This window comes from Streptomyces araujoniae, assembly GCF_050871195.1.
Classification (GTDB): domain Bacteria; phylum Actinomycetota; class Actinomycetes; order Streptomycetales; family Streptomycetaceae; genus Streptomyces; species Streptomyces bacillaris.
The window spans coordinates 2,288,198-2,312,234 of record NZ_CP194070.1; the positions used below are offsets into that span (position 1 = coordinate 2,288,198).

General features: G+C 71.5%; 15 protein-coding genes. 1 reads left to right on the top strand and 14 read right to left on the bottom strand.

Annotated features, from left to right (window positions below):
- Positions 1–261 precede the first annotated feature (261 nt).
- The 13 genes from ACQ9ZG_RS09830 to ACQ9ZG_RS09890 all read right to left on the bottom strand — a co-directional run bounded on the left by ACQ9ZG_RS09830 (position 262) and on the right by ACQ9ZG_RS09890 (position 21,445).
- A complete protein-coding gene (locus ACQ9ZG_RS09830) occupies positions 262–4,413 on the bottom strand; it encodes an Rne/Rng family ribonuclease (protein WP_499280297.1) in 4,152 nt (1,383 codons plus the stop codon).
- A 232-nt stretch (positions 4,414–4,645) separates the two neighbouring features.
- Complete coding sequence (locus ACQ9ZG_RS09835) at positions 4,646–5,425, bottom strand: TIGR03936 family radical SAM-associated protein (protein WP_084995639.1); 780 nt, start codon at positions 5,423–5,425, stop codon at positions 4,646–4,648.
- A gap of 469 nt (positions 5,426–5,894) precedes the next feature.
- Positions 5,895–7,823, bottom strand: a complete 1,929-nt coding sequence (locus tag ACQ9ZG_RS09840) for a TIGR03960 family B12-binding radical SAM protein (RefSeq protein WP_028415212.1) — start codon at positions 7,821–7,823, stop codon at positions 5,895–5,897.
- An 88-nt stretch (positions 7,824–7,911) separates the two neighbouring features.
- Entirely contained in the window at positions 7,912–9,435 is a 1,524-nt protein-coding gene (locus ACQ9ZG_RS09845; protein WP_109914409.1) for a CYTH and CHAD domain-containing protein, read from the bottom strand.
- Between the two features lie 29 nt (positions 9,436–9,464).
- Positions 9,465–10,658 carry a rod shape-determining protein RodA gene (rodA, locus tag ACQ9ZG_RS09850; protein WP_028415210.1) on the bottom strand — a complete coding sequence of 398 codons (1,194 nt, stop codon included), beginning with the start codon at positions 10,656–10,658 and terminating at the stop codon, positions 9,465–9,467.
- Complete coding sequence (mrdA, locus tag ACQ9ZG_RS09855) at positions 10,658–12,877, bottom strand: penicillin-binding protein 2 (RefSeq protein ID WP_109914410.1); 2,220 nt, start codon at positions 12,875–12,877, stop codon at positions 10,658–10,660. The genes rodA and mrdA overlap by 1 nt, the downstream gene beginning before the upstream one ends.
- A 61-nt stretch (positions 12,878–12,938) precedes the next feature.
- Entirely contained in the window at positions 12,939–13,604 is a 666-nt protein-coding gene (gene mreD, locus ACQ9ZG_RS09860) for a rod shape-determining protein MreD (RefSeq protein WP_028415208.1), read from the bottom strand.
- Positions 13,605–13,609: 5 nt separating this feature from the next.
- Positions 13,610–14,656: a rod shape-determining protein MreC gene (gene mreC / locus ACQ9ZG_RS09865; protein WP_109914411.1), complete on the bottom strand. Its 1,047-nt coding sequence runs from the start codon at positions 14,654–14,656 to the stop codon at positions 13,610–13,612.
- 176 nt (positions 14,657–14,832) lie between these two features.
- A complete protein-coding gene (locus ACQ9ZG_RS09870) occupies positions 14,833–15,852 on the bottom strand; it encodes a rod shape-determining protein (RefSeq protein ID WP_018487160.1) in 1,020 nt (339 codons plus the stop codon).
- A 287-nt stretch (positions 15,853–16,139) separates the two neighbouring features.
- Complete coding sequence (gene ndk / locus ACQ9ZG_RS09875) at positions 16,140–16,553, bottom strand: nucleoside-diphosphate kinase (RefSeq protein ID WP_018487161.1); 414 nt, start codon at positions 16,551–16,553, stop codon at positions 16,140–16,142.
- Positions 16,554–16,813: 260 nt separating this feature from the next.
- Positions 16,814–17,167, bottom strand: coding sequence for a DUF4233 domain-containing protein (locus ACQ9ZG_RS09880; protein ID WP_018487162.1), 354 nt, complete (start codon positions 17,165–17,167; stop codon positions 16,814–16,816).
- A gap of 8 nt (positions 17,168–17,175) precedes the next feature.
- Positions 17,176–18,699 (bottom strand): bifunctional tetrahydrofolate synthase/dihydrofolate synthase, encoded by a 1,524-nt coding sequence (gene folC / locus ACQ9ZG_RS09885; RefSeq protein ID WP_018487163.1) that lies wholly within the window; start codon positions 18,697–18,699, stop codon positions 17,176–17,178.
- 124 nt (positions 18,700–18,823) lie between these two features.
- On the bottom strand, positions 18,824–21,445 hold the full coding sequence (locus tag ACQ9ZG_RS09890) for a valine--tRNA ligase (protein ID WP_109917708.1): 2,622 nt from the start codon (positions 21,443–21,445) through the stop codon (positions 18,824–18,826).
- 136 nt (positions 21,446–21,581) lie between these two features.
- Between ACQ9ZG_RS09890 and ACQ9ZG_RS09895 the strand changes: the two genes are divergently transcribed.
- On the top strand, positions 21,582–22,613 hold the full coding sequence (locus ACQ9ZG_RS09895; protein ID WP_109917707.1) for a hypothetical protein: 1,032 nt from the start codon (positions 21,582–21,584) through the stop codon (positions 22,611–22,613).
- Between the two features lie 85 nt (positions 22,614–22,698).
- Here ACQ9ZG_RS09895 and clpX read toward each other — a convergent pair whose 3' ends face one another.
- The gene (gene clpX, locus ACQ9ZG_RS09900; protein ID WP_018487166.1) at positions 22,699–23,997 is read right to left on the bottom strand and encodes an ATP-dependent Clp protease ATP-binding subunit ClpX; all 1,299 of its coding nucleotides are present in this window, start codon (positions 23,995–23,997) and stop codon (positions 22,699–22,701) included.
- Positions 23,998–24,037 lie beyond the last annotated feature (40 nt).

The window sequence follows — 24,037 nt, forward strand, 5'->3', positions numbered from 1 at the left end:
CCTCATCGGCATGATGCCGACGCCCTGCCGAGGAATCCGGTCCGTCTGTGCGTCACCGGGCCGATCGTCGAATACGGCTTTCGCGAAAGAACTCCGGCGATCCAGCGACCGCGGTCACGTTATCAGGGATTACCGACACCAATTCGGCGCTGTTAACCGCCCGTTGCAACTGTTCAGGAAAAAGGCCCGTGGCCCGCTCCGAAAGTATCGGAACGGGCCACGGGAAAAGAACAAACGAGCGAGAATTACTCAGTCGTTCGATTATTCGCCGTCGGCGGGCGGGGCCGAAGCGGTGACGGCGGAGGACGACTGCTCGGCGGCGACGGTCTTCTTCGTCGTCTTCTTCGCAGCGGTCTTCGCCGTCGTCTTCTTCGCGGCGGTCTTCTTGGCGGCCGTCTTCTTGGCCGCCGCCTTCTTCGCCGGGGCCTTCTTGGCGGCGGCCTTGCGGGCCGTCTTCTTCGCCGGGGCGGGCTCGTCGGACCCGTCGGCCACGGGGGCGGTCTGCGGGGCCTCGGCCTCGGGTGCCGACTCCACGACGACGACCGCCGCCTCCTCCGCACCGGTGGGCGAACCCGCCGGAGCGGTGACCTTACGGGTCACCCGGCGACGGGCCCGCGGCGGTGCGGCCTCCTTGGGGGCCTCCGCCTCGGGGGCCTCCGTCACGGGGGCCTCCGTCACGGGGGCCTCCGTCACGGGCGCGGGATCGGCGGCCGCCTCGACGACCGGGTCCTCGGCCGCGACCGGGTCCGTGGTGGGCTCTGCGGGCCGCACCGGCTCAGCCGGCCCGGCCTGCTTCGGCGAGCCCGCCGGGGCGGACGCCTTACGGGTGGCCCGGCGGCGCGTACGGCCCTGGGGCGCGGCCTCCGGCTCCGTGGCCTCCGGGGTCTCCGGCGCGGGCACGACGGCCGCGGGCTCGACCACGGCCTCCGGCTCGGAGACGGCCGCCTCGGTCACGGGCTCCTCCACCGGAGCCTGCTCCTCGACGACGGTCTCCGCCACCGGGGCGGGCGCCTCGGTCCTCGGGGCACCGGCCGGGGCCGACGCCTTGCGGGACGCCCGGCGACGACCGCGGCGCGAGGCAGCCGCCTCGGCCTCGGCCGGGCTGCTGTAGAACTCCTCGTCGGCGGTGACCTCGGGCTCCACCGCCACCGGGGCGGCGACCTCGGCGGCCAGCTCGGCCTCCGTCTCGGCCGGCTCGACGGCCGTGTGGTCCTCGTGCTCGTGGTCGTGGCCCGCGCCACCGCGGCCGCGCTTGCGGGACTTCTTGCCCCCGCCGCCACCGACGGACGCCGGCTGCTCCATGTGGACGATGACCCCGCGCCCGTTGCAGTGGACACAGGTCTCGGAGAAGGACTCCAGCAGGCCCTGGCCCACCCGCTTGCGGGTCATCTGGACCAGGCCGAGCGAGGTGACCTCGGCGACCTGGTGCTTGGTGCGGTCGCGGCCCAGGCACTCCAGGAGCCGGCGCAGGACGAGGTCCCGGTTGGACTCCAGCACCATGTCGATGAAGTCGACGACGACGATGCCGCCGAGGTCGCGCAGCCGCAGCTGGCGCACGATCTCCTCGGCCGCCTCCAGGTTGTTCCTGGTGACGGTCTCCTCCAGGTTGCCGCCCTGGCCGGTGAACTTCCCGGTGTTGACGTCGACGACGACCATCGCCTCGGTCTTGTCGATCACCAGCGAGCCGCCGCTGGGCAGGTAGACCTTGCGGTCCAGCGCCTTCATCAGCTGCTCGTCGATGCGGTACGTCGCGAAGACGTCGACCTCGGAGGTCCAGCGCGAGAGCCGCTCGGTGAGGTCGGGCGCCACGTGCGAGACGTACCCGTGGATGGTCTCCCACGCGTCGTCACCGCTGACGATGACCTTGGAGAAGTCCTCGTTGAAGATGTCGCGGACGACCCGGACGGTCATGTCCGGCTCGCCGTAGAGCAGCGTCGGCGCGTTGGAGCCGCTGGTGCCCTTCGCCTTCTTCTGGATGTCCTCCCACTGCTGCTGGAGCCGCTCGACGTCACGGCGCAGCTCGTCCTCGCTGGCGCCCTCGGCGGCGGTGCGCACGATGACGCCCGCGTCCTCGGGAACGATCTTCTTGAGGATGGTCTTGAGGCGGGAGCGCTCGGTGTCGGGGAGCTTGCGGCTGATCCCGGTCATCGAGCCCTCGGGCACGTAAACCAGGTAGCGGCCGGGCAGGGAGACCTGGCTCGTCAGACGCGCGCCCTTGTGGCCGATCGGGTCCTTGGTCACCTGGACCAGGACCGACTGGCCGGACTTGAGCGCGGTCTCGATGCGGCGCGGCCCGTGGGCCATGCCGAGCGCCTCGAAGTTGACCTCACCGGCGTACAGGACGGCGTTGCGGCCCTTGCCGATGTCGACGAAGGCGGCCTCCATGGAGGGCAGGACGTTCTGCACCTTGCCCAGGTAGACGTTGCCGACGTAGCTGGTGGCCTGCTCCTTGTTGACGTAGTGCTCGACGAGCACGTTGTCCTCGAGGACGCCGATCTGGGTGCGCTCGCCGCTCTGGCGGACGACCATCACGCGCTCGACGGCCTCGCGGCGGGCCAGGAACTCGGCCTCGGTGATGATCGGGACGCGGCGGCGGCCCTGCTCGCGGCCCTCGCGGCGGCGCTGCTTCTTGGCCTCCATACGGGTCGAGCCCTTGATGGACTGGACCTCGTCGAAGCCGGTGCCCGGCTCGCGCTCCTCCTTCTTGCGGGGCTCGCGGACCTTGACGACCGTACGCTCCGGGTCGTCGGTGCCGTTGTCGCTCTCGGGGGCGGCGTCACCGCTGCGGCGACGGCGACGGCGCCGACGGCGGCTGCTGCTCGAACCGGAGGCGGCGGAGTCGCCGTCCTCCTCCTCGTCGTCGGCCTCCTGGGCCTGGGACTGCTCGTCCTCGGCACGGGCCTCGTCGGCGCGGGCCGGGGCGGGCGCCTCGTCGGCGTGCTGCTCGGCCTCGTCCGTGTCATGGGCCTCGCCCCGGCGGCGGCGACGGCCACCGCGACGGCGGCGGCGCGAGGGGCGGTCGCCGTACTCGTCGTTCTCGTCGCCCTCGTGCTCGTCCGCCTCGGCCTCGGGTGCCTCGTCGGCGGGCTCCTCCACCGGGGCGGCGGGCGCGGCGGCCTGCTCGGGCTCGGCGGCCTCACCACGGCGGCGGCGACGGCGGCGCGAGCCGCCCTGCGACGCGGCCTCGGCGGGCGCGGAGACCTGTGCGGCCTGGGCGGTCTGCTCGTCCTCGGTCTCGTCGACGTCGTCGTACGGGGAGGAGGAACCGGCCGCGGCAGCGGCGGCGGCCGCCGTCTCGGGGGTCTGGAACATCGGCTCGGCGAAGACCGGGGCCTGGAACACGGCGACGGCGGGGCGCGTCGCGCGACGGCCCTTGCGGCTCGGCTCCTCGGCCCTGGCGGTGAACTCGGGGCTGCCGGCGGCCGCGGTGGCGCGGCGGCGCTGGCGGCCGCGCGGGGCGGCCTCCTCGACCTCGTCGGCCTCGGCGGCCAGTTCCTCGGCCACGGCGGCGGGCAGGCTCTCGCCGGTCTCGACGGGCTCCTCGACGGCCGCGGTCTCCTCGGCGGCGGGGGCACCGGCGGGCGCGGTGGCCTTGCGGACCGCACGGCGGCGGGTGCGCGGCGCCGGGGCCTCCTCGGCGGCGGGCTCGTCTGCGGCCGGGGCCTCGGCGGCGGCGGCCTGCGGGGCACCGGCCGGGGCGGAGGCGCGGCGGCGGGTACGGCCGCGCGGGGCCTCGGCGGCGGGCTCGGCGGGCTCGGAGGCCACGGCGGCGGCCTCGGCCACCGGCTCGGCGGGGGCGGCCGGCTCGACGACCACCGCGGCCTCGGCGGCCTGCGGGGCACCGGCGGGCGCGGTGGCCTTGCGGGAGGCGCGGCGGCGGCGCGGGGCGGCGGGCTCCGGGGCGGCCTCGGCCTCGACGGCCACCGGCTCCTCGTCCTCCTCATCCTCCGCGAGCGGCTCGGCCGGGGTCTCGACGACCGCCACGGCCTCCACGGTCTCGGCGGCCTGCGGGGCACCGGCCGGAGCGGTGGCCTTGCGGACCGCACGGCGGCGGGTGCGCGGCGCCGGGGCCTCCTCGGCGGCGGGCTCGTCTGCGGCCGGGGCCTCGGCGACGGGCTCCGCGGCGGCCGGCTCGGCCGTCACCGGGGCGCCCGCGGGCGCGGTGGCCTTGCGCACGGCGCGGCGACGCGTACGGGCGGGCGGTGCGGTCTCCTCGGGCGCGGCGGCCGGGGCCTCCACGGCGGCGGCCTCGGCGGCCGGTGCGGCGGTCTCCTCGGCGGCGGGGGTCACGGCGCCGCCGGGCGGGCCGGCGGGGCGGGAAGCGGCGCGGCGCCTGCGGCGCGGCGGCAGCTTGTCCCCGGGGGTGTTCTCTTCGTTGTTCCCGTTGGCAGCGGGCTCGTTCGACTGAGGCATGCGGGCGGTTCTCCCGTCGCGCTCCCGGGCGCCGCGTCTGATTCCGGTCCGGCACGGTACGCAGTGGTGCGATACCGCTCGTCCGGGGCGCGGGCGCCGCACGGGAGCTGGTGTCTGGCTCGCCGGTTCCGTACGCGGTGTTGCGGACGGCCTGGCGAAAGTCTTATGGGTCACACTGCGCGGCCCGACCCAGGTGGCTCCCGAGTCGCAGGGCTGCGCTACAACGTCCGCCCTACGCGGAACCTGCACCTTCCGGCGCCGTCGCGACGGCTGCTGCGACCGCGGGTTGGGCGGTCGGGGCGGCCTCGCGGTCGGGCGCGAGCGGGTCGGTCACCGTGCCGGACTCCTCGTCGAAGAGCCCCTGCGCCAGCCTCGTCACCGCTGCGGGGACGGGCGGCGCCAGGTCGGCCACAGCGTGGAGACCGGACAGGACGTCGTCGGGTCGCACGGCGGGTGTCACGTGCCGAACAACCAGGCGCAGTATCGCACAGGGCCCGTCCCCCGGCCTATCGGCCGGTGGATCGAGGGCCTGGAGGTCGGCCACGGCAGCGCGGGCGTCGAAGGTGCGGATGCCGTTCTTCGCCTTGCGCTGGACCTCGACGGCCTCGGCGGCGTTGAACGCGTCGACGGCCTTGCGCGCCTCGTCGGGGTCGACGCCGTCCAGGCGCAGCTCCCAGACGGAGGCGGTCAGCCGCTCGGCGAGGCCGGAGGTGCGGGCCTCCACCGCGTCGGTGATGTCGAGACCGTCCGGCAGCGAGTCGTTGAGCAGCTCGCGCAGGCGGTCGGGGTCGCGCGCCTCGGTGAGGGCGATCTCCAGGAACTCGGCCTCGCTGCCCGTGCCGGTGGGGGCGGCATTGGCGTAGGAGACCTTGGGGTGCGGGGTGAAGCCCGCCGAATACGCCATCGGCACCTCGGAGCGGCGCAGTGCCCGCTCGAAGGCCCGCTGGAAGTCGCGGTGACTGGTGAACCGGAGGCGGCCGCGCTTGGTGTAGCGCAGTCGGATGCGCTGCACCGCCGGTGCGGGCGGCGGGCCTTCGGGCTGTCGCTTGCCCAGTGGTTCTTCTCCTCGGTGCGGGGCGGGCGCCGGGGAGCGCCGCCCACGAAGTACGGGGTGGTCCCCGGGGTACCGCGCCGGCTCACCCCCGCTTGACGAGTTTCTCGCCCGGCAGGGAGGTCTCGGACGCCTGCACCGCGCTGGGGACAGTCGTTGTACTACCCAGAGTACGCGCAGGCACCCCCCGCGGTTCCCCGGACCGCGCCCCGCCCGCCCCTCCGGCGGGTGCGCGCCAGGCGTCGCGGGGGGCCTGCCGCACGGATTCGCGGGCGATGGCGAGGGTCGATCGGGTGGCCTGGCCGGGGCGGTCCCGGGCGCGTCCCGGACGAGGGGCCGGGGCGGGTGGTCGCCCATGTCCCGCATGACGCGCAGGCCCGGTCCGTGATGGCGGACCGGGCCTGCGCGGGGGACGTGCGCGGGGGGGGCGCTACTTGTTGACGACGCTCAGCGGGAGCAGCTTCTTGCCCGTCGGGCCGATCTGGATGTCCAGGTCGAGCTGGGGGCAGACGCCGCAGTCGAAGCAGGGGGTCCAGCGGCAGTCCTCGACCTCGGTCTCGTCGAGCGCGTCCTGCCAGTCCTCCCAGAGCCAGTCCTTGTCCAGGCCGGAGTCCAGGTGGTCCCAGGGCAGGACCTCCTCGTAGGTGCGCTCGCGGGTGGTGTACCAGTCGACGTCGACGCCGTACTCGGGGAGCGTCTTCCCGGCGCAGTTCATCCAGAGGTCGTAGCTGAAGTGCTCGCGCCAGCCGTCGAAGCGGCCGCCGGACTCGTAGACCGCGCGGATGACGGAGCCGACGCGCCGGTCGCCGCGCGAGAGCAGGCCCTCGACGATGCCGGGCTTGCCGTCGTGGTAGCGGAAGCCGATGGAGCGGCCGTACTTCTTGTCGCCCCGGATCTTGTCCCGGAGCTTCTTCAGCCGGGCGTCGGTGTCCTCGGCGCTGAGCTGCGGGGCCCACTGGAAGGGGGTGTGCGGCTTGGGGACGAAACCGCCGATGGAGACCGTGCAGCGGATGTCGTTCTGGCCGGAGACCTCGCGGCCCTTGGCGATGACGTTGACCGCCATGTCGCCGATCTGGAGGACGTCCTCGTCGGTCTCGGTGGGCAGGCCGCACATGAAGTACAGCTTCACCTGGCGCCAGCCGTTGCCGTAGGCGGTGGCGACGGTCCGGATGAGGTCCTCCTCCGAGACCATCTTGTTGATGACCTTGCGCATCCGCTCGGAGCCGCCCTCGGGGGCGAAGGTGAGACCGGAGCGGCGGCCGTTGCGGGTCAGCTCGTTGGCCAGGTCCACGTTGAACGCGTCGACGCGGGTGGAGGGGAGCGAGAGGCCGATCTTGTCCTCGGTGTAGCGGTCCGCGAGCCCCTTGGCGATGTCACCGATCTCGCTGTGGTCGGCGGAGGAGAGGGAGAGCAGGCCGACCTCCTCGAAGCCGGTCGCCTTGAGGCCCTTGTCGACCATCTCGCCGATGCCGGTGATGCTTCGCTCCCGCACGGGGCGCGTGATCATGCCGGCCTGGCAGAAACGGCAGCCGCGGGTGCAGCCGCGGAAGATCTCCACGGACATCCGCTCGTGCACGGTCTCCGCGAGCGGGACGAGGGGCTGCTTGGGGTAGGGCCACTCGTCGAGGTCCATCACCGTGTGCTTGGAGACGCGCCACGGCACACCCGACCGGTTGGGTACGACACGGCCGATGCGCCCGTCGGGGAGGTACTCCACGTCGTAGAAGCGCGGGACGTAGACGCCACCGGTCTTCGACAGCCGGAACAGCACCTCGTCGCGCCCGCCGGGACGCCCTTCGGCCTTCCAGGCGCGGATGATCTCGGTGATCTCCAGGACGGCCTGCTCGCCGTCGCCGATGACCGCGCAGTCGATGAAGTCCGCGATCGGCTCGGGGTTGAAGGCCGCGTGGCCGCCCGCGAGGACGATCGGGTGGTCCACCGTGCGGTCCCTGGACTCCAGCGGGATGCCCGCGAGGTCCAGGGCGGTGAGCATGTTGGTGTAGCCCAGTTCGGTGGAGAAGCTGAGCCCGAAGACGTCGAACGCGCCGACGGGGCGGTGGCTGTCCACGGTGAACTGCGGCACCTTGTGCTCGCGCATCAGCTCCTCGAGGTCCGGCCAGACGCTGTACGTGCGCTCCGCGAGGACGCCCTCGCGCTCGTTGAGTACCTCGTAGAGGATCATGACGCCCTGGTTGGGCAGCCCGACCTCGTAGGCGTCGGGGTACATCAGGGTCCAGCGGACGTCACAGCTGTCCCAGTCCTTGACGGTGGAGTTCAGCTCACCGCCGACGTACTGGATGGGCTTCTGCACATGCGGGAGCAGAGCTTCGAGCTGTGGGAAGACCGATGCGGCAGACATCTCGCGAACCTTCGTGAGCCGGCAGGGGTGACCATCAAGCGTACCCCGCGCCCCGGCCCTTCAGATCCGCCCGCGGAACCTCACCGCCTCACGGCCGGAGATCCGCGCGCAGTACGGGATCGGAGGCGCGGGCCCACGCCTCGGGCAGCTCGCGCTCGCGGCGGTCGGCGGTCGCCTCCTCGCGGCCGTACAGCAGCCCCCAGGTGAAGGTGGTCTCCCCGGCCGCGTGCGCCTGGGCGGCGAGGGCTCGCAGGGCTTCTCGGGCGACCACGCTGTCCTGGTGGTCGCCCAGGAGGGACTGGACGGCCTTCATCCGCTTGGCGAGGCGTTTCGCGGGCCTGCCGAGGGCGGGCCGGGCGGCCTCACCCGCGTACCGGGCGCGCTTGGCGGCCTTGCGGGCCTCGTGCAGGGCGGTGTCCCGCTCGGGCCCCGGCGGGTGCTCCAGGGCGTGGTCCATCCGGCGCGCGAGCCGTTCGTAGTCCTTGAGCACCGCGCGGGGCAGGGCCTTCCCCGGCGCGCGGGAGGCGGCGGGGCGCAGCGGCGGGTCGGCCGCGAGGGCGTCCAGGGTGTCGAGGAGGTCCAGATACCGCTCCCCGTCCAGGACGTCGATGATCCGGCGGCGCGATCCGGTGCGGCGGGCGGCCGACCGGACCTGGAGCCGCCCGCGTACGGGACCGAGGGCCAGGGTGGTGGGCAGGGCGTCGATCCTGCCGGTCAGCCGCTCGTCCAGGACCTCCTGGTCGCGGTCGACGCCCAGCTCCCCGGCGAGCCACTTCAGCTCGGCGCCGACGGGGTCGGTGACCTCGCGGTCCAGGATCCTGCGGTACGTCTTGAAGGCGCTGCGGAGCCGACGGGTCGCCACGCGCATCCTGTGCACGGAGTCGGGCAGGTCGCGGCGGACGGCGGGGTCGCGCTCGACGATGGTGCGGATCTGTTCGCGTACGTAGGCGAGGACGTGGTCTCCGGCGGTGCGCGGGTCTTCCGTCTCCCGCTTCTTCTTGCGTACGGGGGTGGTCTCCGTCAGCGCCCTGGCCAGCTTCGACGACGCGTCCGAGGGGCGCACCCCGGCCTTGCGGAGCCGCTTCTCGACGGCGTCCAGGAAGGCGGGGTCGCCGTCGTCGGCCAGCTCGACCTCGATCTCGGTCCAGGTGGCGGTGGTGCCGCTCCCCTCCCCCGCGAGGCGTTCGGCGAGCACCGTGTCGACGCTGACCTCGGCGAGGAGGGTGCCGTCCGCGTCGGTCAGGTGCCGGACGTCGCGGGAGGAGAGCAGGCGGACGACGGGGGTGACCTCGTCGTGGCGGAGGCGGGAGCGGAGGAGGGCGGCGAAGGAGCGCGGCAGGGTGTCGGCGAGCGGCTCGTGCAGCTCGTCGCGGATGCCGGTGGCGACGGGGAACTTCAGGTGCCAGCCCTCGTCGGCCCCGCCGGTCCTGCGGCGCAGGGTGAGGGAGTCGGCGGTCAGGCGGAGGCCGGGGGTGTCGTAGTAGACGGCGTCCAGCTCCGTGACGCCCTGCTCCAGCACCCGGGCGACCCCGGCCACCCGGCTCAGGTCGGGCAGCCGGGTGGCGTCGGTGGCCTCGTACTTCCGCTCGATCTCGCGCTTGGTGTCCGCCATGTACGGACACCTACCCGCGGGGGCCGGAGTCAGGCGGACATCGGCCGCTGCACCCTGATCGACTGGAGCAGTCCGATGGCGACCCAGACGGCGAACATCGAGGACCCTCCGTAGGAGACGAAGGGCAGCGGCAGCCCGGCCACCGGCATGATGCCGAGCGTCATGCCGATGTTCTCGAAGGACTGGAAGGCGAACCAGGCGATGATCCCGGCGGCGACCACCGTGCCGTACAGCTCGGTGGTCTCGCGGGCGATCCGGCAGGCGCGCCACAGGACGACACCGAGCAGGACGATGATCAGTCCGGCGCCGAGGAAGCCCAGCTCCTCACCGGCGACGGTGAAGACGAAGTCGGTCTGCTGCTCGGGGACGAACTGTCCGGTGGTCTGGGTGCCCTGGAAGAGCCCGGTGCCGGTGAGGCCGCCGGAGCCGATGGCGATGCGGGCCTGGTTGGTGTTGTAGCCGACGCCGGCCGGGTCGAGCGCCGGGTTGGCGAAGGCGGCGAAGCGGGCGATCTGGTAGTCGTCGAGCAGCCCGAGCTGCCAGACGGCCATCGCCCCGGCGGCGCCCGTGCCGAGGAGGCCGAAGACCCAGCGGTTGGAGGCGCCGGAGGCGAGCAGGACGCCGAGGACGATGACGGCCATCACCATGACCGAGCCGAGGTCGGGCATCAGCATGACGACGCCCATGGGGATCGCGGCGAGGGCCAGCGCCTTGGCGACGGTCCGGTGGTCGGGGTGGGCCTGGTCGCCCGCGTCGACCCGGGCGGCGAGGAGCATCGCCATCACCAGGATGATGGTGATCTTGGTGAACTCGGAGGGCTGGATCGAGAACCCGGCCGGGAGCTTGATCCACGCGTGGGCGCCGTTGACGGTGGTGCCGAGCGGGGTGAGCACGGCGAGGACCAGCAGCACGGAGATGCCGTAGAGGACCGGGACGGCCCCGCGCAGGGTGCGGTGGCCGAGCCAGATCGTGCCGATCATCAGGGCGACGCCGATGCCGGTGTTGAGGGCGTGCCTCAGGAGGAAGAAGTACGGGTCGCCCTGGGTGAGGTGGTCGCGGTTGCGGGTCGCGGACCAGACCAGGAGCCCGCCGAGGAAGGAGAGCGCCAGCGCGGCCCCGAGCAGCGGCCAGTCCAGCCGCCGGGCGAGGGAGTCGCGGGCGGTCAGCTTGGCCCAGGAGCCCCGCTCGGGGGCGTACCGGGCGACGGAGAAGCCACCTGCCATCAGGGTCGCCTCCCTGTCGTGGCCGGGGAGCCGGTGAGCCCTGGCTGGCCCTGAGGCTGCGGCAGCAGGTTCTCCGGGTCGGCCGCCTGGCCCTCGGGCTGGGCGGGCACCGGGTTGTACGGCTGGATCTTCGGGGCGTGGATCGAGCCGTCGGGCTGGATCTTGGGCAGCGCTTTCTGGGGTGTGGGCAGCAGGGCCTTCTTCACATCCTGGTTGCCGGCCGCGTCGAGGCCGTAGAGCGCGTCGTAGATCTTGCGGACGGCGGGCCCGGAGGCGCCGGAGCCGGTACCGCCCTGGGAGATCGTCATGACGATCGTGTAGTCGTCGGTGTAGGTGGCGAACCACGAGGTGGTCTGCTTGCCGTAGACCTGGGCGGTACCGGTCTTGGCGCGCATCGGGATCTTGTCCTGCGGCCAGCCGCCGAACCGCCAGGCCGCCGTGCCGCCGGGCTCGACCACCGAGCGCAGTCCCTTGTCCAGGTCCTTGATGGTCTGGGCGCTGACCGGCAGTTTGCCGCTGGCCTTGGGCTCGATCTCGCGGACGGACTTGCCGTCGGGGCTGATCACGGCCTTGCCGACGGTGGGCTCGTGGAGGGTGCCGCCGTTGCTGATGGCGGCGTAGGCGGTGGCCATCTGGATCGGGGTGACCAGCACGTCACCCTGGCCGATGGCGTAGTTGATGCTGTCGTAGGCCTTGAGCTGGTTGCCTTCGAGGCAGCTCTCGTAGGCGATCTGCTGCACGTACGTGCCGCCCTTCTTGCCCTCCTTGCACCAGGCGTCCTTGTTGGCCTCCCAGAACTTCTGCTTCCACTCGCGGTCCGGGATGCGGCCCTTGACCTCGTTGGGGAGGTCGATGCCGCTCTCGGAGCCGAGGCCGAAGTCGCGCGCGGTGGTGTAGAACCAGTTCTTCGCGTCCTTCTTCGGCTTTATGCCGCCGTCCCGGGCCCACTCGTCGTGGCCGAGGCGGTAGAAGACGGTGTTGCAGGAGTACTTGAGCGCCTCGCCGAGGGTGATGGGGCCGTGCCCCTGGGACTCGAAGTTGGCGAAGGTCTGGTTGCCGAGGCTGTAGGAGCTGCTGCAGTTGTACCGGTCGTTGAAGGCGTGCCCGGCCCGGACGGCGGCGCTGGCGGAGACCACCTTGAAGATGGAGCCGGCGGGCGCCTGGCCCTGGATGGCCCGGTTGAGCAGCGGGTAGTTGGACTTCTTGCTGGTGAGCTTGGCGTACTCCTTGCCGGAGATGCCGCCCACCCAGGCGTTGGGGTCGTAGTCGGGCTGGGAGGCCATCGCGACGACCCGGCCGGTCTTCGACTCCATGACGACGACGGCGCCGGAGTCGGCCTCGTACTTACGGCCGGTGATCTTGTCGGTCTCGCCCCGCACCTGCTTCATCGCGGCGGCGAGTTCGAACTCGGCCACCGCCTGCACCCGGGCGTCGAGGCTGGTGACCAGGTTGGAGCCGGGCACGGCCGGGTCGTTCTCCGCCTCGCCCATGACCCGGCCGAGGTTGTCGACCTCGTAGCGGGTGACGCCCGCCTTGCCGCGCAGCTCCTTGTCGTACGTGCGCTCCAGGCCGGAGCGGCCGACCTGGTCGGAGCGGAGGTAGGGCGAGGGGCCGTCCAGCGCCTTCTGGATCTCCTCGTCGGTGACCGGCGAGAGGTAGCCGAGGACCTGGGAGGTCTTCGCCTTGCCGGGTGCGGCGTAGCGGCGTACGGCGGTGGGCTCGGCGGTGATGCCGGGGAAGTCCTCGGCGCGCTCGCGGATCTGGAGGGCCTGCTGGGTGGTGGCCTCGTCGGTGACCGGGATCGGCTGGTAGGGCGAGCCGTTCCAGCAGGGCTGCGGGGTCTTGGAGTCGCAGAGGCGGACCTTGTCCCGGACCTCCTGGGGCTCCATGTCCAGCACCTCGGCGAGCCGGGTGAGGACGCCGACGCCGTCGTCCTTCATCTTCAGCAGCTCGGTGCGGCTGGCGGAGACGACGAGCCGGGTCTCGTTGTCGGCGAGCGGCACGCCCCGGGCGTCGAGGATCGAGCCGCGCACGGCGGGCTGGACGACCTGCTGGACGCCGTTGCCCGCCGCCTTGGTGGTGTACTCCTCGCCGTTGCGGATCTGGAGGTACCACAGCCGTCCGCCGAGGGTGAGGAGCAGCGAGAAGACGAGGACCTGGATGACGATGAGCCGGATCTGGACCCGCTGGGTCCGCCCGGTCTCGGGGATGTTGCTCACGGGGTGCCCCCGGTGGTGGTCCGGCTGGGGGTACGGGGGTGGCCCCCCGGGGAGTTGGGCCTCACAGGCGCTTGACCCCCTTGATGCGTCCCGCGCGGGACGCACGGCTGCGGGCGGCCTTCATGCGCAGGCCGCCGCGCTGGTTGCCGATGCGCAGACCGGTGCCCGAGGCGAGCCAGCCGGCGGCGACGTCCTTGCTGGAGCCCGCGGCCTCGGAGACCGGGTCGTTCTCGGTGCGTCTGGCCAGGGCCATGATCAGCGGCACGGTGAAGGGGGCCAGCAGCAGGTCGTAGATCGCGGCGGTGAGCAGCAGGCTGCCCAGGCCCACGTGGCGGGCGGCGGTGTCCCCGACGAGGGCGCCGACGCCCGCGTACAGCAGGGTCGAGCCGAGCGCGGCGGCGACCACCGCGGCCATCGGGGCGAAGGCGGACTTCAGCTGCCCGTTCTCCGGCCGGACCAGACCGGCGAGGTAGCCGATGACGCAGAGCACCAGGGCGTAGCGCCCGGCCGCGTGGTCGGCGGGGGGTGCGAGGTCGGCGAGAAGGCCGGCGCCGAAGCCGATGAGCGAGCCGCTGACCGGTCCGTACACGAAGGCGAGTCCGAGGACGGTGAGGAGCAGCAGGTCGGGCACGGCGCCGGGGAGCTGGAGGCGGGCGAGGACGGAGACCTGGACGACGAGGGCGACGACGACCAGGGCGGTGGAGAGCAGAGTCCGGTTGAGGCGCATGGGGATCAGCTCTGCTCCTGGTCGTCTGTCGCGTTGTCGGGTCGGGCGTTGCCTTGCCGGTCCCCGGCCGCCTGGCCGTCGCCCGGCTGGTCGTTGATGTTGCCGACGACCTTGCCGGAGCCGTCGACGAGGTCGCCGTTGGGCTGGACGGTGACGGTGACCGTGGGGGTCGGCTTGGGCTTGGTCTTGGCGGGCTGCTTCGGCAGGACCGTGTCGCGGGGATCCGAGCGCGGGGCCTGGACGACGACGCCGACGATGTCGAGCTTGGTGAACCCGACGTACGGCTTCACATGGACGGTCCGGGTGAGCGCGCCGCCCGCGGGGTCGACGCGGACGACCTCGCCGACCGGGACGCCGGGCACGAAGGGCTTGTCCTTGCTGGAGCCGAAGGTGACGAGCCGGTCGCCCGCCTTCACCTTGGCCTTGCCGTTGAGGAACTGGACCGAGAGCGGGCGGGAGCCCTGGCCGGTGGCGAAGCCGAGTTCGTCGGTCTTCTCCATCCGGGTGCCGACGGTGAAGGCCGGGTCGTTGGCCAGCAGCACCGTGGAGGTGCTGGGGCCGACGGTGGTGACCCGGCCGACCAGGCCCTCGCCGTTGAGGACGGTCATGTCCCGGCGGATGCCGTCGTCGGAGCCGGCGTCGATGGTGATCGTCCAGGAGAAGCCCTGGGCCGCTCCTATGGCGATGACCTCGGCGCCCTTGATGCCGTACTGCCCGGCGCCCGCGGTCTTCAGCATCGTGTCGAGCTGGCGGACGCGGCTGTCGGTGCGGTCGTCGCTGCCGAGCTTCGCCTTCAGCGCGGCGTTCTCCTGCTCCAGGGCGGAGATCCGGTCGTGCCGTTTCCCGGAGTCGCGGACCGCTCCTATGGCGTTGCCCACCGGGTCGACCGCTGCCGCGACGCCGTTCTCCACCGGCCCGAAGACCGTGGCCGCGGCATGCCGCGCGCCGTCGACCGGTGAGCCTTCGCCGCCTCGGATATCCACCGTGATCAGGGCGAATGCGATGGCGATCAGCAGCACCAGGAGCAGCCGGCTCTCTCGTGTGTCCCTCACGTGCGGCGGCCGTGCCTTCCTCGTCGGAATGTTCGTGCCTGAGTGTTCGTCTCTGGGTGTACGTGGCTGTCGTGATGGCAGTCAGTACGTGTGCATCAACGATCTATATCAACGATCCGGCGGGCGGAGCCGCAGCGTCCGCGCGCCGGATCGGGTGACATTCCGCTGCCCGCGCCTCAGCGGCGGGGCTGGGCGTCCAGCACCTGCTGGAGCGCCTCGAACTCCTCGACGCACTTGCCGGAGCCGAGCGCGACGGAGTCGAGCGGGTCCTCGGCGATGTGGATCGGCATGCCCGTCTCGCGGCGGAGCCGCTCGTCGAGGCCGCGCAGCATCGCGCCGCCGCCGGTGAGGACGATGCCGCGGTCCATGATGTCGCCGGACAGCTCGGGCGGGCACTTGTCGAGCGTCGTCTTCACGGCGTCGACGATCGCGTTGACCGGCTCCTCGATGGCCTTGCGGACCTCGGCGGCCGAGATGACGACCGTCTTGGGCAGTCCGGAGACCAGGTCGCGGCCGCGGATCTCGGTGTGCTCGTCCTTGTCCAGGTCGTACGCGGAGCCGATCGTGATCTTGATCTGTTCGGCGGTCCGCTCACCGAGGAGGAGCGAGTACTCCTTCTTGATGTGCTGGATGATCGCGTTGTCCAGCTCGTCACCGGCGGTCCGGATGGACTGGGCAGTGACGATTCCGCCAAGCGAGATCACCGCGACCTCGGTGGTGCCGCCGCCGATGTCCACGACCATGTTGCCGGTGGCCTCGTGGACCGGCAGGCCGGAGCCGATGGCGGCGGCCATGGGCTCCTCGATGATGTGCACCTGACGCGCGCCGGCCTGCGTGGACGCCTCGATGACGGCGCGGCGCTCGACCCCGGTGATGCCGGAGGGAACGCAGACGACGACCCGGGGGCGGGCCAGGTAGCGGCGCTTGTGGATCTTGAGGATGAAGTAGCGGAGCATGCGCTCCGTGATCTCGAAGTCGGCGATCACGCCGTCCTTCAGCGGCCGCACGGCAACGATGTTGCCCGGCGTCCGCCCGATCATCTTCTTGGCCTCGGAGCCGACCGCCAGAATTCCGCCGGTGTTGGTGTTGATGGCCACGACGGACGGCTCGTTCAGGACGATGCCGCGCCCCCTGACGTACACCAGCGTGTTGGCAGTCCCGAGGTCGATAGCCATGTCACGGCCGATGAACGACATTGAGTTCCCCTTGTTCCCCATGAGGATGCGTCGGGCCTTCCCAGGAAGCGAAGATGGCTTGTTCTGGTAGGCGAGGTTGGCGCTGCGGGCGTGGAAGCTTCCATCGTAGTGCCGTATGCACGGACACAGCGCGAGGGTCCTTCGCCATGTGAGCGGAACGGGTGGCCGTTCTACCCATGGTGACGTTACGTCGGAGGGATGCGTTCCCGCGAGAGGGAACCCTATGCCGAAGGGCGACCGAATTACTTCGGTCGCCCCGGGCAAGCAGCGCTGTTTGGCCGATCGGGTCAGGAAAGTCCCGGAAAGAAGAGCTTCAGTTCTCGCTCTGCGGACTCCTGCGAGTCCGAGGCGTGGATGAGGTTCTCCCGGGTGATCGTGCCGAAGTCACCGCGGATCGACCCGGGCGCGGCGGCGATCGGGTCGGTGGGGCCGGCCAGGGCACGGACGCCCTCGATCACCCGCTCGCCTTCGGCCACCAGGGCGACGACGGGGCCGGAGGCCATGAACTCCATGAGCGGCTCGTAGAACGGGCGGCCCTTGTGCTCACCGTAGTGCTGCTCCAGCGTGTCGTGGTCCAGGGTGCGCAGCTCCAGCGCGGTGATCCGCCACTCCGCCTTGCGCTCGATCCGGCCGACGATCTCGCCGATCAGGCCGCGGCGGACCGCGTCGGGCTTGAGCAGGACGAGGGTGCGCTGAGTCATGTGCGGCTCCTTGCAGGCATACGGGTGCGGTGAGGGCGAGATTACAGGGGTGCGGAAACGGCTCGGCGCCCGGGTTCACCGAGAGTCACCCCCGGCCCCGGGCTCCGGAGGCCGTACGGGGCCGGGGCGGGACCGCCCCGCGCGGGTGCCGGTGACCGTACGGGGCGCGGAGCGGGATCCCTCCGGCCCGGGCGCCGACGGCCGTGCGGTGCCGGAGCGGGCTCCCCGCCCCGGTCACCGTCGAGCGTGCCGGGGGTGCGTCAGGCGGCGGCCTCTCCGGCCTCGCGCTCGGCGGCCCAGCGGGCCTTGTCCTCGTCCATCCGGCGGCCGTAGTGCACCGAGGCCCACCACAGACCGCCGAAGACCAGCCCGAGGATGAACATCATCGGGACCACGAAGCCGCTGAGGACCAGCGCCACCTGGAGCGCCCAGCCGAGCTGGACACCGCCGGGGCGGGTGATCATCCCGCAGAGCAGCAGGGAGAGCACCATGCCGATGCCGCAGACCGTCCAGACGGCGGCCATGGAGACGTCGTCCAGCTTCATCGCGACGAGACCGGCGAAGCCGATCACGAAGAACTCACCGATCAGCGTCGAGGCGCAGAGCGTACGCATCCTTCTTCTCAGCCCCTTCCCAGCAGCAGCCGGGCCTCGCCGACCGTGATCACCGATCCGGTCACCAGCACTCCGGCGCCCGCGTACTCGTCCTCCTCCTCGGCCAGCGTGATCGCCGCCTCCAGCGCGTCGTCCAGACGCGGCTCGACCTGGACCCGGTCGTCGCCGAAGACCTCGACGGCGACGGCGGCCAGCTCGTCCGCGTCCAGCGCGCGGTCGGTGGAGTTCTGCGTGACGACGATCTCGGCGAAGATCGGCTCGAAGGCCTCCAGGAGCCCGCGCACGTCCTTGTCGCCGCTGGTGCCGACCACGCCGATCAGCCGGGAGAAGCTGAAGGCCTCGGAGATGCCGTCCGCCGCGGCTCTGGCGCCCGCCGGGTTGTGCGCGGCGTCCAGGACGACGGTCGGGCTGGAGCGCACGACCTCCAGACGGCCGGGCGAGACCACCGAGGCGAACGCCTTGCGGATGGCGTCGATGTCCAGGGAGCGGGCCTGCTCGGCGCCGATGCCGAAGAACGCCTCGACGGCGGCGAGCGCGACGGCCGCGTTGTGCGCCTGGTGGGCCCCGTACAGCGGGAGGAAGATCTCCTCGTACTCTCCACCGAGTCCGCGCAGGGTGACGAGCTGTCCGCCGACCGCGACCTCGCGGGAGGTGACGCCGAACTCCATGCCCTCGCGGGCCACGGTGGCGTCCACCTCGACGGCCTTCTTCAGCATCACCTGGGCGGCGTCCACCGGCTGCTGGGCCAGGATGACGGTCGCGCCCTCCTTGATGATCCCGGACTTCTCCCCCGCGATCTCGGCGGGCGTCGTGCCGAGCCGGTCGGTGTGGTCCAGGGAGATCGGGGTGACGACGGCGACGGTGGAGTCGATGACGTTGGTGGCGTCCCAGGTGCCGCCCATGCCGACCTCGACGACCGCCACGTCGACGGGCGCGTCGGCGAAGGCCGCGTACGCCATGCCGGTGAGCACCTCGAAGAAGGAGAGGCGGTAGGGCTGCTGGGCGTCGACCATCTCGACGTACGGCTTGACGTCCCCGTACGTCTCGATGAAGCGCTCGGGCGGGATCGGGGCGCCGTCGAGGCTGATCCGCTCGGTGATCGACTGGACGTGCGGCGAGGTGTACCGGCCGGTGCGCAGCTCGAAGGCGTTGAGCAGGGCCTCGATCATGCGGGCCGTGGAGGTCTTGCCGTTGGTGCCGGTGATGTGGATCGACGGGTAGGCGCGCTGCGGCTCACCGAGGACGTCCATCAGCGCCGCGATGCGGGTGACGGAGGGCTCCAGCTTGGTCTCGCCCCAGCGTCCGGCCAGCTCCTGCTCCACCGCGCGGAGCGCCTGGTCGGTCTCGGGGTCGGCGGGCCGGGCGGGGACGGCGTCGGCCTGGGGGGTGCCCCCGTAGGTGCGCAGGGTGCGGCTCCCGGCCTCGATCACCGCCAGGTCGGGGTCGCGCTGGGTCTCTTCGCCGACGATCTCCTCGAAGGTGTCGTCGGGCTCGGACGCGTCGTGCCGGTCTGAAGGGCGGGGCTCACTCACGGGGCCAGTCTACGGATGGCCGCCGGCATCGCGCGCAGCGCCCGGCACCGGGCGGACCGGCGGTACGGGGAAGCCCCCGCATCCCCGGGCTGCCGGGGGTGCGGGGGCTTCGCCGGTCAGCACGTCAGCTCTGCGGGAGGGCCGCCAGCTGGGCGGAGATCCGCTCGATGTCCGCCTCGGCCTTAGTGAGCCGGCCGCGGATCTTGTCGACCACGTTGTCCGGCGCCTTGGCGAGGAAGGCCTCGTTGCCGAGCTTCCCCTCCGCCTGGGCCTTCTCCTTGCGCGCGGCCTCCAGGTCCTTGGTGAGGCGCTTGCGCTCGGCCGGGACGTCGATCGTGCCGGAGAGGTCCAGCGCGACGGTGGCCCCGGCGACGGGGAGGGAGGCGGTGGCGTGGAAGCCGTCCCCGGCGGGCTGGAGCCGCAGGAGCTGGCGGATGGCCGCCTCGTGCGGGGCGAGCGCCGTGCCGGTCAGGGTCAGCTCGGCCGGGACCTTCTGGCCGGGCTGGAGGCCCTGGTCGTTGCGGAAGCGGCGGACCTCCGTGACGACCTGCTGGACCAGCTCGATCTCCTTCTCCGCCGCGTCGTCGCGGAAGCCGGAGTCGCCCGGCCACTCGGCGATGACGATCGACTCGCGCCCGGTGAGCGCGGTCCACAGCGCCTCCGTGACGAACGGGACGATCGGGTGCAGCAGCCGCAGCATGACGTCCAGGACCTCACCGAGGACCCGGCCCGAGACCTCGGCCGGGCGGCCGCCCGCGAAGAACGTGGTCTTGGACAGCTCGACGTACCAGTCGAAGACCTCGTCCCAGGCGAAGTGGCGCAGCGACTCGCTGATCTTCGCGAACTGGAAGTCGTCGTAGAAGGCGTCGACGTCCGCGACCGTCTTGTTGAGCCGGGAGAGGATCCAGCGGTCGGTGACCGACATCTCCTCGACCGGGGGCAGGTCGCCCTCGATCGTGGCGCCGTTCATCAGGGCGAAGCGGGTGGCGTTCCAGATCTTGTTGGAGAACTTCGCCGAGCCCTGGACCCACTCCTCCCCGATCGGCACGTCGGTGCCGGGGTTGGCGCCGCGCGCGAGGGTGAAGCGCAGGGCGTCGGAGCCGTACTTGTCCATCCAGTCCAGCGGGTTGACCACGTTGCCGAAGGACTTCGACATCTTCTTGCCGTGCTCGTCGCGGACCATGCCGTGCAGGACGATGGTCCCGAAGGGCGGGGTGCCGTCGTTGACGTACAGGCCGAACATCATCATCCGGGCGACCCAGAAGAAGAGGATGTCGTAGCCGGTGACCAGGACGGAGTTCGGATAGAACTTCGCGAGGCTGTCGGTCCGTTCGGGCCAGCCGAGGGTGGAGAAGGGCCACAGGCCCGAGGAGAACCAGGTGTCCAGGACGTCGCTGTCCTGGGTCCAGCCCTCGCCGGTGGGCGCCTCGTCGTCGGGTCCGACGCAGACGACCTCGCCGTTCGGGCCGTACCAGACGGGGATGCGGTGGCCCCACCAGAGCTGGCGCGAGATGCACCAGTCGTGGAGGTTGTCGACCCAGTCGAAGTACCGCTTCTCCATCTCCTGCGGGTGGATCTTGACCTTGCCGTCGCGGACCGCGTCACCGGCGGCCTCCGCGAGCGGGGCGACCTTGACCCACCACTGGAGCGAGAGCCGCGGCTCGATGGTGGTCTTGCAGCGCGAGCAGTGGCCGACGGAGTGGACGTACGGCCGCTTCTCCGCGACGATCCGGCCCTCGGCGCGCAGGGCGGCGACGATGGCGGAGCGGGCCTCCAGCCGGTCCAGGCCCTCGAAGGGGCCGGGGGCGGTGATGACCGCGCGCTCGTCCAGGACGGAGATGAACGGCAGGTCGTGACGGGTGCCGATCTCGAAGTCGTTCGGGTCGTGGGCGGGGGTCACCTTGACCGCGCCGGTGCCGAACGCGGGGTCGACGTGGTGGTCCGCGACGACGGGGATGGTGCGGTCGGTCAGCGGCAGCTTGATCTGCTTGCCGACGAGGTGCTGGTAGCGCTCGTCGTCGGGGTGGACGGCGACGGCGGTGTCCCCGAGCATCGTCTCGGCGCGGGTGGTGGCGACGACGATGGTCTCCTCCCCGTCGCCGTACGTCATCGAGACCAGCTCGCCGTCGTCCTCCTGGTACTCGACCTCGATGTCGGAGATCGCGGTGAGACAGCGCGGGCACCAGTTGATGATGCGCTCGGCGCGGTAGATCAGCCCGTCGTCGAACATCTGCTTGAAGACGGTCTGGACGGCCTTGGAGAGGCCCTCGTCCATGGTGAAGCGCTCACGGGACCAGGCGACGCCCTCGCCGAGGCGGCGCATCTGGCCGGAGATCTGGCCGCCGGACTCGTTCTTCCACTGCCAGACGCGCTCGACGAAGGCCTCGCGGCCCAGGTCGTGGCGGGACTTGCCCTCCTTGGCCAGCTCGCGCTCGACGACGTTCTGGGTGGCGATGCCGGCGTGGTCCATGCCCGGCTGGTACAGCGCCTCGAACCCCTGCATCCGCTTCCGGCGGACGAGGGCGTCGATCAGGGTGTGCTCGAAGGCGTGGCCCAGGTGGAGGGAGCCGGTGACGTTCGGCGGCGGGATGACGATGCTGTAGGGCGGCTTGTCGCTGTGCTCGTCGGCTTCGAAGTAACCACGCTCTACCCAGCGCTCGTACAGCTTCCCCTCTACATCGGCCGGCGCGTACGTGGTCGGCAGTTCGGGGTTGCTGGCTGGCTGCTGCGATGAGTTCTCGGTCACGGGGACAGTTTAGGGCCGTCACAGGACTGCACTGAAACGGATTGGTTCAGTAACGGTGTCGGGGCCGATCCCCCGTGTCAGGGCGGCTTCCGTCAGGATGTTCGCAACGCATAAGAGTTTCGGAGGGGACACCGCAATGAGCTACAACCAGCCGGGCCCGTACGGCGGGCAGCCGCCCCAGGGCCAGCCCGGACCGTACGGACAGCAGCCCGGGCCGTACGGCGGCCCGCCGCCACAGGGCCCGCCGCAGGGCCAGCCCGGCTACGGCTACCCCCAGCAGGCCCCTCCGGGTGTCCCGCCGCAGCAGCCGGGCCCGTACGGCCAGCCCGCCTACGGCACCCCGCCGCAGGGCCAGCCCGGCTACGGCTACCCGCAGCCCCAGCAGCCGGGACCGTACGGGCAGCAGCCGCCCACTCCCCCGTACGGCGGCCAGCCAGGGTACGGGGGGCAGCCCCCGTACCCGCCGCAGCAGCCGAAGAAGAAGACCGGGCTGATCGTGGGCGCCTCCGTGCTGGCGCTGGCGGTCATCGGGGCGGGCGTCTGGTACTTCGCGGGCGGCACCGGCAACAGCGACGTGGCCGACGCCACGCGCGGCTACAAGCTGACGCCCGCGGCGGCGGTGGACGACTACAAGCAGGACCCGTCCAAGACGAAGCCCGAGTCCGCGATGAGCGGCAAGGACAAGGCCGAGGCCGAGGCCCTGGGGGTCAAGAACCCGCACGAGGTCAGCGCCCAGTATGTGAGCGGTGACCTGAAGACCAACCCGCTCCTCGCCAAGATGCTGATGCTCCAGGGCGTCTGGGGTGAGGTCGAGGACCCCGAGAAGGTCATCGACGGTTCCTTCAAGAACGCCGAGAAGGAGGCGGCGGCGAGCGAGGACACCAAGGGCTCACTGGTGGGCAGCCCGAAGGCTGTCGATCCGGCCGGTTTCGAGGGCGCGCTGATGAAGTGCCAGGACGTCAAGGTCATCAATGACAAGGCCGACGGCACCCCGCAGAAGGGGCCCAAGGAGATGACCATGCCGGTCTGCATCTGGGCCGACTACAGCACCGTGGGCGTGGTGATCGGCTTCGACATCGGTGGAGCGATCACGAACAAGCCGATGACCCAGGACGAGACGGCCGCCTTGGCCGCCAAGCTCTACAACACCTCGCGCACCAAGATCTGACGCACCGCGTTCGCGCACAACCCCGAAGGGGCGCCCGCCGGTTGACCGGTCGGGCGCCCCTTCGGCGTACGTGACTGCCGTGCCGCTACGCGGACTTCTCGTGGCGGCCGCCGTCGTTCTTGCCGATCGTGCGCGGCTCGCGCGGGACCAGCGTCGGGTTGACGTGGTCGCGGACGACGTCCGGGGTGATGACGACACGGGCGACGTCCTTGCGGGACGGGACCTCGTACATCACGGACTGGAGGACTTCCTCCATGATGGCGCGCAGGCCGCGCGCGCCGGTCTGGCGCAGGATCGCCTGGTCGGCGATGGCCTCCAGGGCCTCGCGCTCGAACTCCAGCTCCACGCCGTCGAGTTCGAAGAGGCGCTGGTACTGCTTGACCAGGGCGTTGCGCGGCTCGATGAGGATCTGGAGCAGCGCCTCGCGGTCCAGGTTGTGGACCGAGGTCAGCACGGGGAGACGGCCGATGAACTCGGGGATCATCCCGAACTTCACCAGGTCCTCCGGCATGACCTCCTGGAACTGGTCGCTCGCCTGGATCTCCCGCTTGGAGCGGATTGTGGCGCCGAACCCGATGCCCTTGGCGCCGGCCCGGGACTCGATGATCTTCTCCAGTCCGGAGAAGGCGCCGCCCACGATGAACAGCACGTTCGTCGTGTCGATCTGGATGAACTCCTGGTGCGGGTGTTTCCGTCCGCCCTGCGGCGGCACGGAGGCGGTGGTGCCCTCCAGGATCTTCAGCAGGGCCTGCTGGACGCCCTCGCCGGAGACATCGCGGGTGATCGACGGGTTCTCGCTCTTCCGGGCGACCTTGTCGATCTCGTCGATGTAGATGATCCCGGTCTCGGCCTTCTTGACGTCGTAGTCGGCCGCCTGGATCAGCTTGAGCAGGATGTTCTCGACGTCCTCGCCGACATAGCCGGCCTCCGTCAGCGCGGTGGCGTCCGCGATGGCGAACGGGACGTTGAGCATGCGGGCCAGCGTCTGCGCCAGCAGCGTCTTGCCGGAGCCCGTGGGGCCCAGCAGCAGGATGTTCGACTTGGCCAGCTCGATCGCGTCCTCACGACCGGCACCGCCGCCGTTCTCCCCGGCCTGGACCCGCTTGTAGTGGTTGTACACCGCGACGGAGAGGGCCTTCTTCGCGGGCTCCTGCCCGACGACGTACCCCTCCAGGAACTCGTAGATCTCGCGGGGCTTGGGAAGCTCTTCCCAGCGGACCTCGCTCGTCTCCGCGAGCTCCTCCTCGATGATCTCGTTGCAGAGATCGATGCACTCGTCGCAGATGTACACACCGGGTCCCGCGATGAGCTTCTTCACCTGCTTCTGGCTCTTGCCGCAGAACGAGCACTTGAGCAGGTCGCCGCCATCACCGATGCGTGCCACGAGGTGCTTCCCCTTCGCCTGGGACGCCGCCTGGTTCAGC